Origin of the sequence: Streptomyces tendae, assembly GCF_008632955.1 — a bacterium.
GTDB lineage: Bacteria > Actinomycetota > Actinomycetes > Streptomycetales > Streptomycetaceae > Streptomyces.
Window position 1 is genome coordinate 6885198 of sequence record NZ_CP043959.1, and the last position, 14871, is coordinate 6900068.

Sequence of the window (14871 nt, forward strand, 5' to 3'; positions counted from 1 at the left end):
TGGGGTAACCATGAACGCGCCGTACGACGGTGACCGCGGCAGTGCCGCGGCCAACTCGGGCCATCCCGAGTCGGACCCCGCCGGGGGTCCGCCGCCCGGGCACGACCAGGCGTCACAGCCACCCGCCGACATGTACGTCCAGGACGCCTACGACCAGGACCCTTACCGGGCGCAGGACATCGCCGCCCAGGACCCGGTGGCGGAGGCGCTCTACGACCGGTCGGCGCACCCGCCGCCCCCGCCCGCGGCCCAGCACCCGCAGCAGCCCCTGTACGGGCAGCCGCCGCAGTCCCCGTACGCGCCCGACCCTCGGGTGTGGGCCCGCACACCCGCCCCGGAGCCGGACGGTCCGACCCAGTACCTGCCCTACGGCGACGACCCGCGCACCACGCAGTACGTCGGCGTGGACGACCTGGTCGGCCAGGCCGGGGAGCAGCGCCACGAACCGGACGCCTTCGCGCATCTCTTCCGTGACCAGCAGCAGAGCGGGGCCTTCCCGGACCAGCAGGGCGGGGGGTACGCCCGGCCCCAGGCCGGTGCGTACCCCGGGGCCGCCGCGCACCCCGGACAGCCCGCGGGCGACCCGCAGCAGTACGCGGCAGCGCCGGTGCCCGGACCCACGTCCCCCACGCCCGGCCACTACGGGGGAGCGACTCCGCCGCCCGCCGCCGAGCCGTCGGTCCCGGAACCCGCGCCCGCGCCGAAGAAGGGCGGCCGCGCCGGTGGCCTGCTGAAGTCGAGTGCCGTGATGGCGGCGGGCACGATGGTGTCCCGCCTCACGGGATTCATCCGGTCCGCGCTGATCGTGTCGGCCCTGGGCCTCGGCCTGCTCGGTGACTCCTTCCAGGTCGCCTACCAGCTGCCGACCATGATCTACATCCTGACCGTCGGCGGCGGTCTCAACTCGGTCTTCGTGCCGCAGCTGGTGCGGTCGATGAAGGACGACGAGGACGGCGGCGAGGCCTACGCCAACCGCCTGCTGACGCTGGTGATGGTGGCGCTGGCCCTGCTCACCGCGCTGGCCTGGCTGGGCGCCCCGCTGCTGGTGCGGGCCCTGTCGAACCCCGTCGCCACGGACCCCGCGGCCAACGATGTCGCCGTCACCTTCACGCGCTACTTCCTGCCCTCGATCTTCTTCATGGGCGTCCATGTGGTGATGGGTCAGATCCTGAACGCCCGCGGCCGGTTCGGCGCGATGATGTGGACCCCGGTCCTGAACAACATCGTCATCATCGTCACGCTCGGCACGTTCATCTGGGTCTACGGCACCGCCGCGGACTCGAAGATGCAGGTCTCGACCATCCCGGCGGAGGGTATGCGGCTCCTCGGGGTCGGCGTGCTGCTCGGTCTCGTCGTGCAGGCCCTGGCGATGATCCCGTACCTGCGGGAGACCGGTTTCCGCATCCGCCTGCGCTTCGACTGGAAGGGTCACGGTCTCGGCAAGGCGGCGATGCTCGCCAAGTGGACCATCCTCTTCGTCCTCGCCAACCAGGCGGGTGCGCTGGTCGTCACCCAGCTGTCCACCGCCGCGGGTCTGGACTCGGACGTCGAGGGCACCGGTTTCGCCGCCTACGCCAACGCCCAGCTGATCTGGGGTCTGCCGCAGGCCATCATCACGGTCTCCCTCATGGCCGCGCTCCTGCCCCGCATCTCGCGCTCCGCGGCGGAGGACGACGGAGGCGCCGTCCGCGACGACATCTCCCAGGGCCTGCGCACCACCGCCGTCGCCATCGTGCCCATCTCCTTCGGCTTCGTCGCGCTCGGCATCCCGATGTGCACCCTGATCTTCGGCTCCTCGGGCACCAGCGAGGCCACCAACATGGGCTTCATGCTGATGGCCTTCGGCCTCGGCCTGATCCCCTACTCCGTGCAGTACGTCGTCCTGCGCGCCTTCTACGCCTACGAGGACACCCGGACCCCCTTCTACAACACGGTCATCGTGGCCGCCGCGAACGCGGTCGCCGCGGGGATCTGCTTCCTGGTGCTCCCGCCCCGCTGGGCCGTGGTCGGCATGGCCGCCTCGTACGGCGTGGCCTACGCCCTCGGGGTCGGCGTGGCCTGGCGGCGGCTGCGCAAGCGGCTGGGCGGCGACCTGGACGGCGCCCGGGTGCTGCGGACCTACGCCCGGCTGTGCATCGCGTCCGTGCCGGCCGCCCTGCTCAGCGGCGCGGCCTGCTACGGCATCAGCAAGGTGCTGGGCCAGGAGGTCCTGGGATCGTTCGCCGCCCTGGTGGGCGGCGGTGCCGTGCTGCTCGGCGTCTTCTACGTGGCCGCGCGCCGGATGCGGATCGAGGAGGTCAACTCGTTGGTCGGTATGGTCCGCGGACGCCTGGGACGCTGAGACGAGGGGTAGGCGCACAACCATCATCGGCCCCCGCGTGTCGTGCATAGCGGCGGACTGTGGGCACAATTGGGTTCGGCGTCGGACTGCGCGCGACGGATGTCGGCCGACGCGCAATGGATGGGGAGGCAGGGAACGACGGTGGCGGAACGGAGCACAGCTGCCGTCGACGTGGCAGACAACAGCGGCGAGCAGTCGCTGACCGCGGAGGCGGACCAGTCCACGGCCGACGGGGTGGCCAAGAACCGGGAGCGGGACACGGACAGCGACGAGGCACAGGAGAGCACCGGGACCGAGGGTTCCGCGACGACCTCGCCACCCGAACTGCACAGCGGCCACAAACTCGCCAGGCGCTACCGCCTGGAAGAGTGCGTCACCCGCCTGGACGGGTTCAGCAGTTGGCGTGCCGTGGACGAGAAGCTCCGCCGTGCCGTCGGCGTGCACATCCTGCCCGCGGACCACTCGCGTGCCCGGTCCGTGCTGGCCGCGGCCCGCTCCTCGGCCCTGCTGGGCGACCCGCGTTTCGTCCAGGTCCTGGACGCCGTCGAGGAGAACGACGTCGTCTACGTCGTGCACGAATGGCTGCCCGACGCCACCGAGCTGACCACCCTGCTCGCCTCCGGACCGCTGGAGGTGTACGACGCCTACCAGATGGTCAGTCAGGTCTCGAGCGCCATGGCGGCGGCCCACCGCGAGGGCCTCGCCCATCTGCGTCTCAACCCCAACGCCGTCCTGCGCACGTCGACCGGTCAGTGGCGCATCCGCGGTCTCGCCGTCAACGCCGCCCTGCGCGGCGTCAGCTCGGACACCCCGCAGCGCACGGACACGGAGTCGGTCGGCGCGCTGCTCTACGCGGCGCTGACGCAGCGCTGGCCGTACGAGAACGACGCCTACGGCATGGCCGGCCTGCCGAAGGACATCGGCCTCATCCCGCCCGACCAGGTCCGCGCCGGCGTCCACCGCGGCCTCTCCGAACTGGCCATGCGCGCACTCGCCAACGACGGTGCCACCGCCTCCCGTCACGAGTCGCCGTGCACCACGCCGGAAGAGCTGGTGAAGGCGATCGGCGAGATGCCCCGCATCCGTCCGCCGGAGCCGGCGTTCACCACCCCGCCGGACTATCAGCGCACCACGTACCAGCAGGGTGCCTACGGCCGCCCGGCGGCACGCCCCACGTCAGCCAGCCGTCCCCGTCCCCGCCCCCGCCGCTGCAGAGCCGCACGGGCAAGGCGCTGAAGTGGGCCGTCTCGGCCCTCCTGATCGCCGCCCTGGGTCTGGGTAGTTGGCAGCTCGCGGACGCCCTGCTGGAGCAGGGCGGCAAGTCCGAGGACACCAACAAGACCCAGACGACGGACGGGGACGACAAGAACGCCGACAAGCCGGTGCGTGGCAAGCCCATCACCGTCGCGGAGGTGCACGACTTCGACCCCTTCGGCACGGACGGCTCCGAGTACCCGGAGAACGTGCCCAAGATCATCGATGGTGACCCGAACAGCTACTGGCAGACGAGCTACTACGAGACCTCCGACTTCGGCCGGCTGAAGCCCGGTGTGGGTGTCATCCTCGACCTCGGCAAGAGCCAGGAGGTCGGCAAGGTCGACGTGACCTTCATCGGCAGCACGTCCGTCGAGCTCCGTGCCGCACCCGACGACGCCGGGACGCGACCGACCTCCTTCGACTCCTACAGCAAGGTCGCCGAGGGGTCGGGCACCTCCGTCGCCCTCACGCCCAAGGAGACGGTGAAGACCCGTTACCTGCTGGTCTGGCTGACCGAGCTGCCCACGCAGGCAGACGACGGGAAGTGGCGCGGCCGAATCGCGGACGCCAAGGTGACCAGCTGAGGCCGGCTGCGTCGAGGGAGGGGATCCGATGGCGGACGGCGCCGCATACGACGGAGTGAGCGATCAGGACCTGCTCACCCGGCACGTCGACGGCGACGCCGAAGCCTTCGGTGAGATCGTGCGGCGGCACCGCGACCGGCTGTGGGCCGTCGCCCTCCGGACGCTGGGGGACCGCGAGGAAGCCGCTGACGCCGTCCAGGACGCCCTCGTCTCCGCCTACCGAGCCGCCCACACCTTCCGCGGCCAGTCGGCCGTCACGACGTGGCTGCACCGCATCACGGTGAACGCCTGCCTGGACCGCGCACGCAAGGCCGCCTCACGGAAGACCGCACCGGTCGACGACGCCGAGCGCCTGGAACAGCTGCTGGAGCCGCACGAGTCCGCCTCGGCTCCAGCGGAGCGCAACGATCTGCACCGCCAGCTCATCGAAGCGATGGGCACCCTTCCGCCCGACCAACGGGCCGCACTCGTCCTGGTCGACATGCAGGGCTACCCGGTCGCCGAGGCGGCCCGCATCCTCGACGTGCCGACCGGCACCATCAAAAGCCGATGCGCCCGCGGCAGGGCGAGACTCCTGCCCTTGCTCACCCACCTGCGTCCGGAGGGCGCCAGCGAGGGCAAGCAGAGAGGAGGGTCACGGAACCGGACCAGGGGCGCGTCCGTCCCACCCGCAGCGGGTCCACAACGACCGGACCCGCCGGACCCAGGATCGAACGACCCGGCTGCACTGAAGGGCGGAGGTGGGCGAGCGTGACGTCGACGAACGACAAGGCGGAGCACCCGGACGTCGCGGAGATCTCCGACCTCACCGAAGGGCTGCTCCCCGCGGCTCGCCGGGACGACGTACGCAGGCATCTGGACCAGTGCGCCCTCTGCGCCGACGTCCATGCCTCTCTCGAAGAGATCAGGGGCCTCCTCGGCACCCTTCCTGGCCCCCCGCGCATGCCGGCCGATGTTGCGGGCCGCATCGACGCGGCGCTGGCGGCCGAGGCCCTGCTGCAGGCCACGGCGCCCGCGCCCGACAGCGAAGAGCAGACCATGCCCGCAGCTCCGGTCGTGAGCGGCGACGATCAGCGGCATGTTTCACGTGAAACACCGACGCCTTCCGAGCGGCCCTCGGGCCGCCCCCGCTCGTCGACGACGGGTCCTGGCCGCAAGCCGCGTTTGCGGGGGAGGAACCGGCGGGTCGCCGTATGGGGGACGGTGTTCGCCGTCGCCGCCCTCGGTTTCGGCTCCGTCGTGCTGTCGTCGATGAACGACAGCGGCAGCTCGCCGGAAGGACAGCGGACGACCGCTGCGGACACCTTCTCCGAGGGGAAGCTGGAGAAGCAGGTCGCCGACCTTCTTGCGCGCACCCCGGAGGAGGACGAGGGAGCTCGCTCCCCCCACACCTTCGGACTGGAATCGGATTCCGGTGCCGCCAACCCCCGGGTGCTGACGAAGCCCGCGGTTCCCGCATGCATCCAGGACGGCATCGGCCGCAACAATGCCGCGCTGGCCACCGAGCAAGGTGTCTACCAGGGCAAGGACGCCCTGCTCGTTGTCCTCCCCGACGCGTCGGACGCCACCCGGGTGACGGCCTACATCGTCGAAGCAACGTGTGTGCGGAACGCCTCTCCGTCCTCCACCGCGCAGGTGCTGCTGGAGCACTCCTACTCCCGCTGACGGCCGGGCGCGTGAGCCGCGCTCGGCGTGGTATCCCGTACGGTGTGTGGCCCCGGCCTGCCGCCGGAGCGCCGTCTGCGCGTGCCCGGGCACGGCGGGAATGCGGGCCCCTTAGGATCCGTTGGGTGGGGTGAGAGTTCCGAAAGAAGCTCCCACCGGTCGAACGACGCAGACCAGAGACGAGGAATCTAGCCGTGAGCGACGTCCGTAACGTGATCATCATCGGCTCAGGGCCCGCCGGCTACACGGCGGCGCTCTACACCGCCCGTGCGTCGCTGAAGCCCCTGGTGTTCGAGGGCGCTGTCACCGCCGGCGGTGCGCTGATGAACACCACCGACGTGGAGAACTTCCCCGGCTTCCAGGACGGCATCATGGGCCCTGAGCTCATGGACAACATGCGGGCCCAGGCCGAGCGCTTCGGCGCCGAGCTGGTTCCGGACGACGTCGTCGCCGTCGACCTGACCGGTGAGATCAAGACCGTCACGGACACCGCCGGCACGGTCCACAAGGCGAAGGCCGTCATCGTGACCACCGGTTCGCAGCACCGCAAGCTCGGGCTGCCGAACGAGGACGCCCTCTCGGGCCGCGGCGTCTCGTGGTGTGCCACCTGTGACGGCTTCTTCTTCAAGGACCAGGACATCGCCGTCATCGGTGGCGGTGACACCGCCATGGAGGAGGCGACCTTCCTCTCGCGCTTCGCCAAGTCGGTGACGATCGTCCACCGCCGTGACACCCTGCGCGCCTCCAAGGCCATGCAGGACCGTGCCTTCGCCGACCCGAAGATCTCGTTCGTCTGGGACAGCGAGGTCGCCGAGGTTCTGGGCGACCAGAAGCTCTCGGGCCTGAAGCTGCGCAACGTCAAGACGGGTGAACTCTCCGACCTGGCGGTGACGGGCCTGTTCATCGCGATCGGCCACGACCCGCGCACCGAGCTCTTCAAGGGCCAGCTCGAGCTGGACGACGAGGGCTACCTCAAGGTCGACGCACCCTCGACGCGCACCAACGTCACGGGGGTCTTCGGAGCCGGCGACGTGGTGGACCACACCTACCGCCAGGCGATCACCGCGGCCGGCACCGGCTGCTCGGCCGCCCTTGACGCCGAGCGCTACCTCGCCGCTCTGGCCGACGAGGAGAAGGCCGAGCCCGAGAAGACCACTGTCTGACCCACCCGCCCCACGCACCACTAGTTAAGGAGCCCGCTGTGGCCGGCACCCTGAAGAACGTGACCGACGACTCCTTCGAGCAGGACGTCCTCAAGAACGACAAGCCTGTCCTGGTGGACTTCTGGGCCGCCTGGTGCGGTCCGTGCCGTCAGATCGCTCCGTCCCTCGAAGCCATCGCCGCGGAGTACGGCGACAAGATCGAGGTCGTCAAGCTGAACATCGACGAGAACCCGGGCACGGCCGCCAAGTACGGCGTGATGTCCATCCCGACCCTGAACGTCTACCAGGGCGGCGAGGTCGCCAAGACCATCGTCGGTGCCAAGCCCAAGGCCGCCATCGTGCGCGACCTCGAGGACTTCATCGCCGAGTAGTGAGCGACCGCCTCCCCGGCAGCGCATGTTTCACGTGAAACACGAATGGGCCGACCCGACCGGGTCGGCCCATTCGTGTGAATGGTGTCAGAGGGGCCGCAGGGCCGGTTCCTTCTGCACGGCTCCGAGCAACCGGTCGAGCGCCATCTCGACGTCTTCCTTCCAGGAGAGCGTCGACCTCAGCTCCAGTCGCAGCCGCGGGTAGGTCGGGTGCTGGCGGACCGTCTTGAAGCCGACTGCCAGCAGATGGTCCGCAGGCAGCACACAGGAGGGCTCCGTCCACCGCGCGTCGGCGAACGCCTCGATCGCCTTGAAGTCCCGGCGCAGCAGATCCTTCGCCACCGTCTGCACCATCACCCTGCCGAGTCCCTGCCCCTGGTACTCCGGCAGGATGAACGCGGTCATCAGCTGCACCGCGTCGGGTGACACCGGGCTGGTGGGGAACGCGGTGGAGCGCGGAACATAGGCCGGGGGCGCGTAGAGGACGTAGCCCACGGGGACGTCGTCGACGTAGACGACCCGTCCGCAGGAGCCCCAGTCGAGAAGGACCGCCGAGATCCAGGACTCCTTCTCCAAGGTGGACGTTCCCGCCTTTACCGCTGCCTCGCCGCTGACGGGGTCGAGCTCCCAGAAGACGCACGAGCGACAGCGCTGGGGGAGGTCGGGAAGGTTGTCCAGCGTGAGCGGTACGAGCCGACGGCCCATGAAGCCTGTTCCTCGCTTCCTTCGCCCGCTGCCATACGGGCGGCTGTCAGAGCACTCCGTTCTCTGAGCAGGCTGCCGATGAAGCCGCTGACGACGCCCACCCCCAACCCCGCGCTCATGAGTCCGGTGCGGCTCGTCATTCGCATGGCCCCTGCCTAGCTTCCAGAGGTGTTGCCGGGTGGATGCGCCCTGTCCAGTCGCATCGTATCCACGAAGCAGTTCCCCCGATACCGACAAAAGGCAAAGGGCGGACCGTGTTCCGGCACGACCGGACACGACCCGCCCTAACCGGCCATGAGACCGGGACGAGCGACTCCTCAGGCGTCGATCTCCTCGGCGTCGTCCTCGTCCCCGAGACTGTTCTGCAGCACCGGGCCCTCCCCGGGAGCGAGGGTGCCGAGGATGCGCTCCAGGTCTTCCATCGAGGCGAACTCGACGGTGATCTTGCCCTTCTTCTGCCCCAGGTCGACCTTCACCCGCGTCTCGAAGCGGTCCGAGAGACGCGTCGCCAGTTCGGACAGGGCCGGCGACACGCGCGCGCCCGCACGCGGTCCCTTGGCCCGTTGAGCCTTCTGAGGCCGGGAGCCCATGAGAGTCACGATCTCCTCGACGGCCCGCACGGAGAGGCCCTCGGCCACAATGCGGTGGGCGAGACGGTCCTGCTCCTCGGAGTCCTCGACGGACAGCAACGCGCGGGCGTGTCCGGCGGACAGCACGCCTGCGGCCACCCGGCGCTGAACGGTCGGCGAGAGCTTCAGCAGACGCAGGGTGTTGGACACCTGTGGACGGGACCGGCCGATGCGGTCGGCCAGCTGATCATGCGTGCAGTTGAAGTCCTTCAGGAGCTGGTCGTAGGCGGCAGCCTCTTCCAGCGGGTTCAGCTGGGCGCGGTGCAGGTTCTCCAGCAGGGCGTCGAGGAGGAGCTTCTCATCGTCCGTGGCTCGCACGATCGCCGGGATGGCGTCCAGGCCGGCCTCGCGGCAGGCACGCCATCGCCGCTCGCCCATGATCAGCTCGTAGCGACCGCCGCCCACCTGCCGCACGACCACGGGCTGGAGGAGGCCCACCTCCTGGATGGAGGTGATGAGCTCGGCCAGGGCGTCCTCGTCGAACACCTCACGGGGCTGCCGGGGGTTGGGCGTGATGGCGTCGAGGGGGATCTCGGCGAAGTGAGCGCCCACCGGCGGAGCCGGCGCGGCAGCAGGGGTCGCCGCGGTCGTGTCCTCGGTTTCACGTGAAACAGACGTCAGTGCGGCCACCTTCGCGGCCGCCACCCCACGCTCGTTCGGCAGGATGGGAACGGCTGTGGGTGACAGGGAAGCCGTCCCGCCCATTGCGGCCGGTGGCACCGTCTTCTCTACCGGGGCAGCGGGGATCAGTGCTCCGAGACCACGACCCAGCCCCCTCCGTCGCTCACTCACTGCACGCCCTCCACCATGTTCGGATCAGTCTGCTGTGCGCCGATGTGCGCCTGCGATGCGTCATAGCTGACGCCGACGCCCCTGAGCGCGATCTCACGCGCCGCCTCGAAGTACGAGAGAGCACCGCTCGATCCAGGATCGTAAGTCAGCACCGTCTGGCCGTAGCTCGGCGCCTCGGAGATACGGACGGAGCGGGGGATGCTGGTCCGCAGGACTTCGTCGCCGAAGTGGGTGCGTACCTCCTCCGCGACCTGGGAGGCGAGCCGCGTCCGGCCGTCGTACATGGTGAGCAGGATGGTCGAGACGTGCAGGGTGGGGTTCAGGTGCCCCCGGACCAGGTCGACGTTGCGCAGCAGCTGCCCGAGCCCTTCCAACGCGTAGTACTCGCACTGGATCGGGATCAGCACCTCCTGGCCCGCCACGAGGGCGTTGACCGTGAGCAGGCCGAGCGACGGCGGGCAGTCGATGAGGATGTAGTCCAGCGGCTGCTCATAGGCCTGGATCGCCCGCTGCAGTCGGCTCTCACGCGCCACCAGTGACACCAGCTCGATCTCCGCACCGGCGAGATCAATGGTGGCGGGGGCACAGAAGAGTCCCTCGACGTCCGGCACGGGCTGGACGACCTGCGCCAGCGGCTTGCTCTCCACCAGCACGTCGTAGATGGAGGGCACCTCGGCGTGGTGGTCGATGCCCAGGGCGGTGGACGCGTTGCCCTGAGGGTCGAGGTCGATCACCAGGACACGGGATCCGTGCAGTGCGAGCGAGGCCGCGAGATTGACGGTGGTCGTCGTCTTGCCGACGCCGCCCTTCTGGTTGGCGACCACGATGACACGGGTCTGCTCAGGCCGCGGAAGCCCCTCACCGGCACGGCCCAGAGCCTCAACCGCCAGTTGGGCAGCACGACCGATGGGAGTGTCGTCCATCGGAGGCGGTGTTTCACGTGAAACATCCGCCCCCATCGATTCGGTACGGGGACCGGGGACCGGGTCGGTCATCGGTCCCGCGATGTTGGCGTCGGACCGCAAGGATTCACTCTCCTCGACTTCAGGCTCGCAATGAACAGAGCCTCCCATGCCTACGGGGTCGCGAACCAGTGAGGCCTGACGTTCTGTGGAGAAATCCACCTCTGTGGACAACTCCGTACCCCGGGAGGGGGCGGGTTGCTCGTCGGAGGCAGGGCTCTCTCCGAGGGCACCGAGGGGCTTCCGGTCACGGGGTTCGGCCGCAGCGCGGCCCCGACTGATGATGCCGTGCAGCAGTGAGCGACGTTTCACGTGAAACACGATGCACAGCGGTCGTGGCGGCCATGCCGCGACACTCCGGCATGCGCAGGTATGGCACCTTGTGTGGAGTACGCCCGGCCCTACAAGCCGGGCGCGTCGTCCCGGTGCGCGTCGCATCGCGCCGGGCCTCTCGGCCTCCACACCGAGGGACCTGGACTCGCCTATCCCCGTCGCCGGCGGGCGCGTCCCGTTCGGGCGGCCTTGGCGCGCTTGGCCGCGAAACGCACGCCGCCAGGACTCTCCCCGACCTCGACTCTCACCACCGTGGACATCGGGTCGACGACGCCCTCTCCCACATGCACGACCGAGGTGGTCACGGCGCCGAGCTTGCTCAGTGCTGTGGACGCGCTCTTCAGCTCTTCCTCGGCGGTGTCGCCCTTGAGTGCGAGCATCTCTCCGTACGGCCGCAGCAGGGGAATGCCCCAGGTGGCCAGCCGGTCCAGCGGAGCCACGGCACGCGCGGTGACCACATGCACCGGGGGCAGCTTGCCCATGACCTCTTCGGCACGCCCCCGTACGACCGTCACATGGTCCAGCCCGAGCAGCTCCACGACCTCGGTCAGGAAGTTGGTACGGCGGAGCAGCGGCTCCAGCAGGGTAATTTTCAGGTCCTCCCGGACCAGGGCCAGGGGAATGCCCGGCAGGCCGGCCCCCGAGCCGACATCGCACACGGTGACCCCTTCGGGCACGACCTCCGAGAGCACCGCGCAGTTCAGCAGGTGCCGCTCCCAGAGGCGGGGCACCTCACGCGGGCCGATGAGGCCGCGCTGAACGCCAGCCTCGGCGAGCAGCTCGGCGTACCGGACTGCGTCCGCGAAGCGCTCACCGAACACCTCGCGGGCCTGCTCGGGCGCGGGGGGAAGCTCCGCTGCCTCCGTCACGGGGGGACCGTCCTTCCGTACCGTGCCGGCACACATGCCGACACCAGAACCAGAACTATCAGGCTGACAAGAGTGCGGCCCCGCCTGCGCAACAGACGGGGCCGGTGGAACGTGGAACCGATCAGGCGGGAAGCACGACGACGAAGCGCTGCGGCTCCTCGCCCTCGGACTCGCTGCGCAGGCCCGCCGCCTTGATCGCGTCGTGCACGACCTTGCGCTCGAACGGGGTCATCGGGTCGAGCCGCACCGGCTGCCCGCTGCTCTTGGCCTCGGCGGCGGCCTTGGCCCCCAGGTCGGCCAGCTCCGTGCGCCTGCGGGCGCGGTAGCCGGCGATGTCGAGCATCAGGCGGCTGCGGTCACCGGTCTCCCGGTGGACAGCCAGGCGTGTCAGCTCCTGGAGAGCCTCCAGCACCTCGCCGTCACGGCCCACCAGCTTCTGCAGGTCACGGCTGCCGGTGTCGCTGATGATCGAGACAGAGGCGCGGTCGGCCTCGACGTCCATGTCGATGTCGCCGTCGAGATCGGCGATGTCGAGCAGACCCTCCAGGTAGTCCGCCGCGATGTCGCCCTCCTGCTCCAGGCGGGTCAGGGTGTCTGCGCCCTCGGCAGCGGCCGCGGTGGTGCCTTCCGTCACGGGATGGACTCCTTCTTACTTCTTGGACGGGGACTTGGGCCGCTGCGGGCCCTTGCGCTGTCCGGACTGGGCCTTGCTGCGGGTGCTGCCGTTGCCGGCGGGCTTGGCGTCGCCCTTCTTGGCCGCGGGCTTGGCGTCCTCGGGTGCGTCGTCCTTCGTCAGCGAGGTGGGCTCACCCGCCGCCTTAGCCGTGCCGGACTGGCGCTGGGACTTGGACTGCCGCTTGGGCTGCTGCCGCTTGGGAACGGTGGCGGTGGCGGTCGACGTACCGTCCTCGGCCTGGACGGCGGCGCTGCTCTCGCTGCGGATGACGTTGCCGTCGGTCTGGGCGGCGAGACCGGCCTTGTTCAGGCCGTTGATGAACTTGCGCTCGTACTCGTTGCGGTCCCGGCCCTTGGCGACGATGGCCTTGACGATGGCCCGCTCCCGGCGGTTGCGGGTCTTGCCGTGCTTGGCGACGTGCTTGGAGAGACGCTCCAGGTAGGCGGCCTGGGCCTTGGATCCCGGCGTGGGGTTGTTGTGGATGACGTACATCTGCTGGCCCATGGTCCACACGTTGGTGGTCAGCCAGTAGACGAGGACACCGACCGGGAAGTTGATGCCGAAGACGGCGAAAATGACGGGGAAGACGTACATCAGCATCTTCTGCTGCTGCATGAACGGCGTCTTCACCGTGGTGTCGACGTTCTTCGTCATCAGCTGGCGCTGTGTGTAGAACTGCGACAGCGACATCAGGACGATCATGATCGCCGTGACGACGCGGACGTCGAGCAGGGTCGAGTTCAGGGCCTCGACCTTGTCCGGGCTGTCCGTGAACTTCGCGGCGAGCGGGGCACCGAAGATGTGGGCCTTCTGGGCGCTCTCCAGCAGACGCTCGTTGATCACGCCGATGGTGTCGTTCGAGGCGATGCTGTTGAGCACGTGGTACAGCGCGAAGAAGAACGGCGACTGCGCCAGGATGGGAAGGCACGAGGAGAGCGGGTTGGTGCCCGTCTCCTTGTAGAGCTTCATCATCTCTTCGGACTGGCGCTGCTTGTCGTTCTTGTAGCGCTCCTGGATCTTCTTCATCTCCGGCTGGAGCGTCTGCATCGCGCGCGTCGCCTTGATCTGCTTCACGAAGAGCGGGATCAGGCAGATGCGGATCAGAATCACCAGGGACACGATGGACAGGCCCCAGGCCCATCCCGTGTCCGGGCCGAAAATGGAGCCGTACACGCTGTGGAACTGGACGATGACCCAGGAGACAGGTGTCGTGATGAAGCTGAAGAGGCTGGCAATCGTGTCCACTAATCATGCTCCTTGGGCATGGGACGAGGTCTCTGCGGCCGGGCTCGACGGACTCGTAGGACTCGTGGGAGAAGCTTGTCCCTCGGTGGCCGGTTCGGCGGCGGAGGTCCCGCCCTTGCGTGCACGCCAGGCGTTACGCAGCATTTCGTGCCACCGCGGACGCTTGCGCGGTGGGACATGGTCCACACCGCCGAGCGACCACGGATTGCACCGCAGGATGCGCCAGGCCGTGAGTGCTGTGCCCTTGATGGCACCGTGCCGGTCAATGGCCGTGTAGCCGTAGTGGGAACACGACGGGTAGTACTTGCACACCGGGCCCAGCAGTGGACTGATCGTCCACTGGTAGAGCTTGATCAGGGCCAGCAGCGGGTACTTCATCGCGCGCCCCCTCCCAGCAGCCGCTGCAGAGCGGCGTCCAGGTCTCGGGCCAGCTGTGCATGGTCGGCGTCACCCGCGGCGGGCAGCGCTCGTACCACTACCAGGCTACCGGGGGGCAGCTGGTCGACTCGCTCGCGCATCAGATGGCGAAGCCTCCGCTTCACCTTGTTGCGCACCACCGCACCGCCCACGGCCTTGCTCACGACGAAACCCGCACGCGTCGGGGGAGCGCTCTCCCCAGGCGCATGCGGGTCCGTTGCACCGCTACGAAGGTGGACGACGAGGTGCTGGCGCCCGGCCCGGCGTCCTCGTCGTACCGCGGTCGCGAAGTCCTCTCGCCGCCTCAGCCGGTTCTCGGTGGGCAGCACGACGTCATGACCTGATCGGGATCAGGCGGACAGACGGGCGCGACCCTTGCTGCGGCGGGACGCGAGAATCGCGCGGCCGGCACGGGTGCGCATACGCAGCCGGAAGCCGTGGGTCTTGGCGCGACGACGGTTGTTCGGCTGGAAGGTGCGCTTGCTCACTCGGGGGCTCCAGAAAGATTCGGTGTTTGCGGGGTGCCGTCCTGGCTGTCACCGTGCGCCCACGAGTAGCTCGCGTTACGCCCGAGTGCACCGCTGACCGATCAACTTGCGATCTGTGCCCATCGGAGGCAGGCGGCAGCAGCCATCGACAACTCGACCTGGTCACGGTACGCGCGGCTGCGCCATTCGGTCAAACCGGCGCTCGCCGGGAGACACTTGTCCACAGGCTGGGGACAACAACTTGAACCGCACCGGTCGCGCTGACTACCGTGACTGGACTCCGATTCGTTCCCTTGACCCTCCACCACCCGATTTACATCCCGACCCGTCCCTTCGCATCACACGATCGAGGGACCTGTGAGAGAGCGTGCCCT

General features: G+C 69.1%; 14 protein-coding genes and 1 pseudogene. 6 read left to right on the forward strand and 9 right to left on the reverse strand.

What is annotated here, in order from left to right; all coding sequences use genetic code 11:
• Positions 1 to 10 precede the first annotated feature (10 nt).
• The 6 genes and pseudogenes from murJ (at position 11) to trxA (ending at position 7381) form a co-directional block, all read left to right on the forward strand.
• On the forward strand, positions 11 to 2341 hold the full coding sequence (gene murJ, locus F3L20_RS31595) for a murein biosynthesis integral membrane protein MurJ (RefSeq protein ID WP_150157150.1): 2331 nt from the start codon (positions 11 to 13) through the stop codon (positions 2339 to 2341).
• Between the two features lie 141 nt (positions 2342 to 2482).
• Positions 2483 to 4182 (forward strand): annotated as a pseudogene (locus F3L20_RS31600) (serine/threonine protein kinase).
• Between the two features lie 28 nt (positions 4183 to 4210).
• On the forward strand, positions 4211 to 4936 hold the full coding sequence (sigM, locus tag F3L20_RS31605) for an RNA polymerase sigma factor SigM (RefSeq protein WP_150157151.1): 726 nt from the start codon (positions 4211 to 4213) through the stop codon (positions 4934 to 4936).
• Complete coding sequence (locus F3L20_RS31610; RefSeq protein WP_150157152.1) at positions 4933 to 5847, forward strand: anti-sigma factor family protein; 915 nt, start codon at positions 4933 to 4935, stop codon at positions 5845 to 5847. The genes sigM and F3L20_RS31610 overlap by 4 nt, the downstream gene beginning before the upstream one ends.
• A 194-nt stretch (positions 5848 to 6041) precedes the next feature.
• Entirely contained in the window at positions 6042 to 7010 is a 969-nt protein-coding gene (trxB, locus tag F3L20_RS31615; protein WP_150157153.1) for a thioredoxin-disulfide reductase, read from the forward strand.
• Positions 7011 to 7048: 38 nt separating this feature from the next.
• The gene (trxA, locus tag F3L20_RS31620; RefSeq protein WP_033273254.1) at positions 7049 to 7381 is read left to right on the forward strand and encodes a thioredoxin; all 333 of its coding nucleotides are present in this window, start codon (positions 7049 to 7051) and stop codon (positions 7379 to 7381) included.
• A gap of 87 nt (positions 7382 to 7468) precedes the next feature.
• On the opposite strand, the gene F3L20_RS31625 is transcribed toward trxA, so the two are convergent.
• The 9 genes from F3L20_RS31625 to rpmH form a co-directional block, all read right to left on the reverse strand.
• Positions 7469 to 8086, reverse strand: a complete 618-nt coding sequence (locus F3L20_RS31625; RefSeq protein ID WP_150157154.1) for a GNAT family N-acetyltransferase — start codon at positions 8084 to 8086, stop codon at positions 7469 to 7471.
• A gap of 317 nt (positions 8087 to 8403) precedes the next feature.
• Positions 8404 to 9507: a ParB/RepB/Spo0J family partition protein gene (locus F3L20_RS31630; RefSeq protein WP_150157155.1), complete on the reverse strand. Its 1104-nt coding sequence runs from the start codon at positions 9505 to 9507 to the stop codon at positions 8404 to 8406.
• Positions 9504 to 10580, reverse strand: a complete 1077-nt coding sequence (locus F3L20_RS31635; protein WP_150157156.1) for a ParA family protein — start codon at positions 10578 to 10580, stop codon at positions 9504 to 9506. The genes F3L20_RS31630 and F3L20_RS31635 overlap by 4 nt, the downstream gene beginning before the upstream one ends.
• A 371-nt stretch (positions 10581 to 10951) precedes the next feature.
• Positions 10952 to 11671 (reverse strand): 16S rRNA (guanine(527)-N(7))-methyltransferase RsmG, encoded by a 720-nt coding sequence (rsmG, locus tag F3L20_RS31640; protein WP_145829440.1) that lies wholly within the window; start codon positions 11669 to 11671, stop codon positions 10952 to 10954.
• Between the two features lie 121 nt (positions 11672 to 11792).
• Positions 11793 to 12305: a protein jag gene (locus tag F3L20_RS31645; RefSeq protein ID WP_150157157.1), complete on the reverse strand. Its 513-nt coding sequence runs from the start codon at positions 12303 to 12305 to the stop codon at positions 11793 to 11795.
• Between the two features lie 15 nt (positions 12306 to 12320).
• Entirely contained in the window at positions 12321 to 13592 is a 1272-nt protein-coding gene (gene yidC / locus F3L20_RS31650; protein WP_150157158.1) for a membrane protein insertase YidC, read from the reverse strand.
• Positions 13593 to 13595: 3 nt separating this feature from the next.
• Complete coding sequence (gene yidD, locus F3L20_RS31655) at positions 13596 to 13970, reverse strand: membrane protein insertion efficiency factor YidD (RefSeq protein ID WP_150157159.1); 375 nt, start codon at positions 13968 to 13970, stop codon at positions 13596 to 13598.
• Positions 13967 to 14338 (reverse strand): ribonuclease P protein component, encoded by a 372-nt coding sequence (gene rnpA, locus F3L20_RS31660; RefSeq protein WP_078541040.1) that lies wholly within the window; start codon positions 14336 to 14338, stop codon positions 13967 to 13969. The genes yidD and rnpA overlap by 4 nt, the downstream gene beginning before the upstream one ends.
• Positions 14339 to 14359: 21 nt before the next feature.
• Entirely contained in the window at positions 14360 to 14497 is a 138-nt protein-coding gene (rpmH, locus tag F3L20_RS31665; RefSeq protein WP_003956500.1) for a 50S ribosomal protein L34, read from the reverse strand.
• Positions 14498 to 14871: the final 374 nt, after the last annotated feature.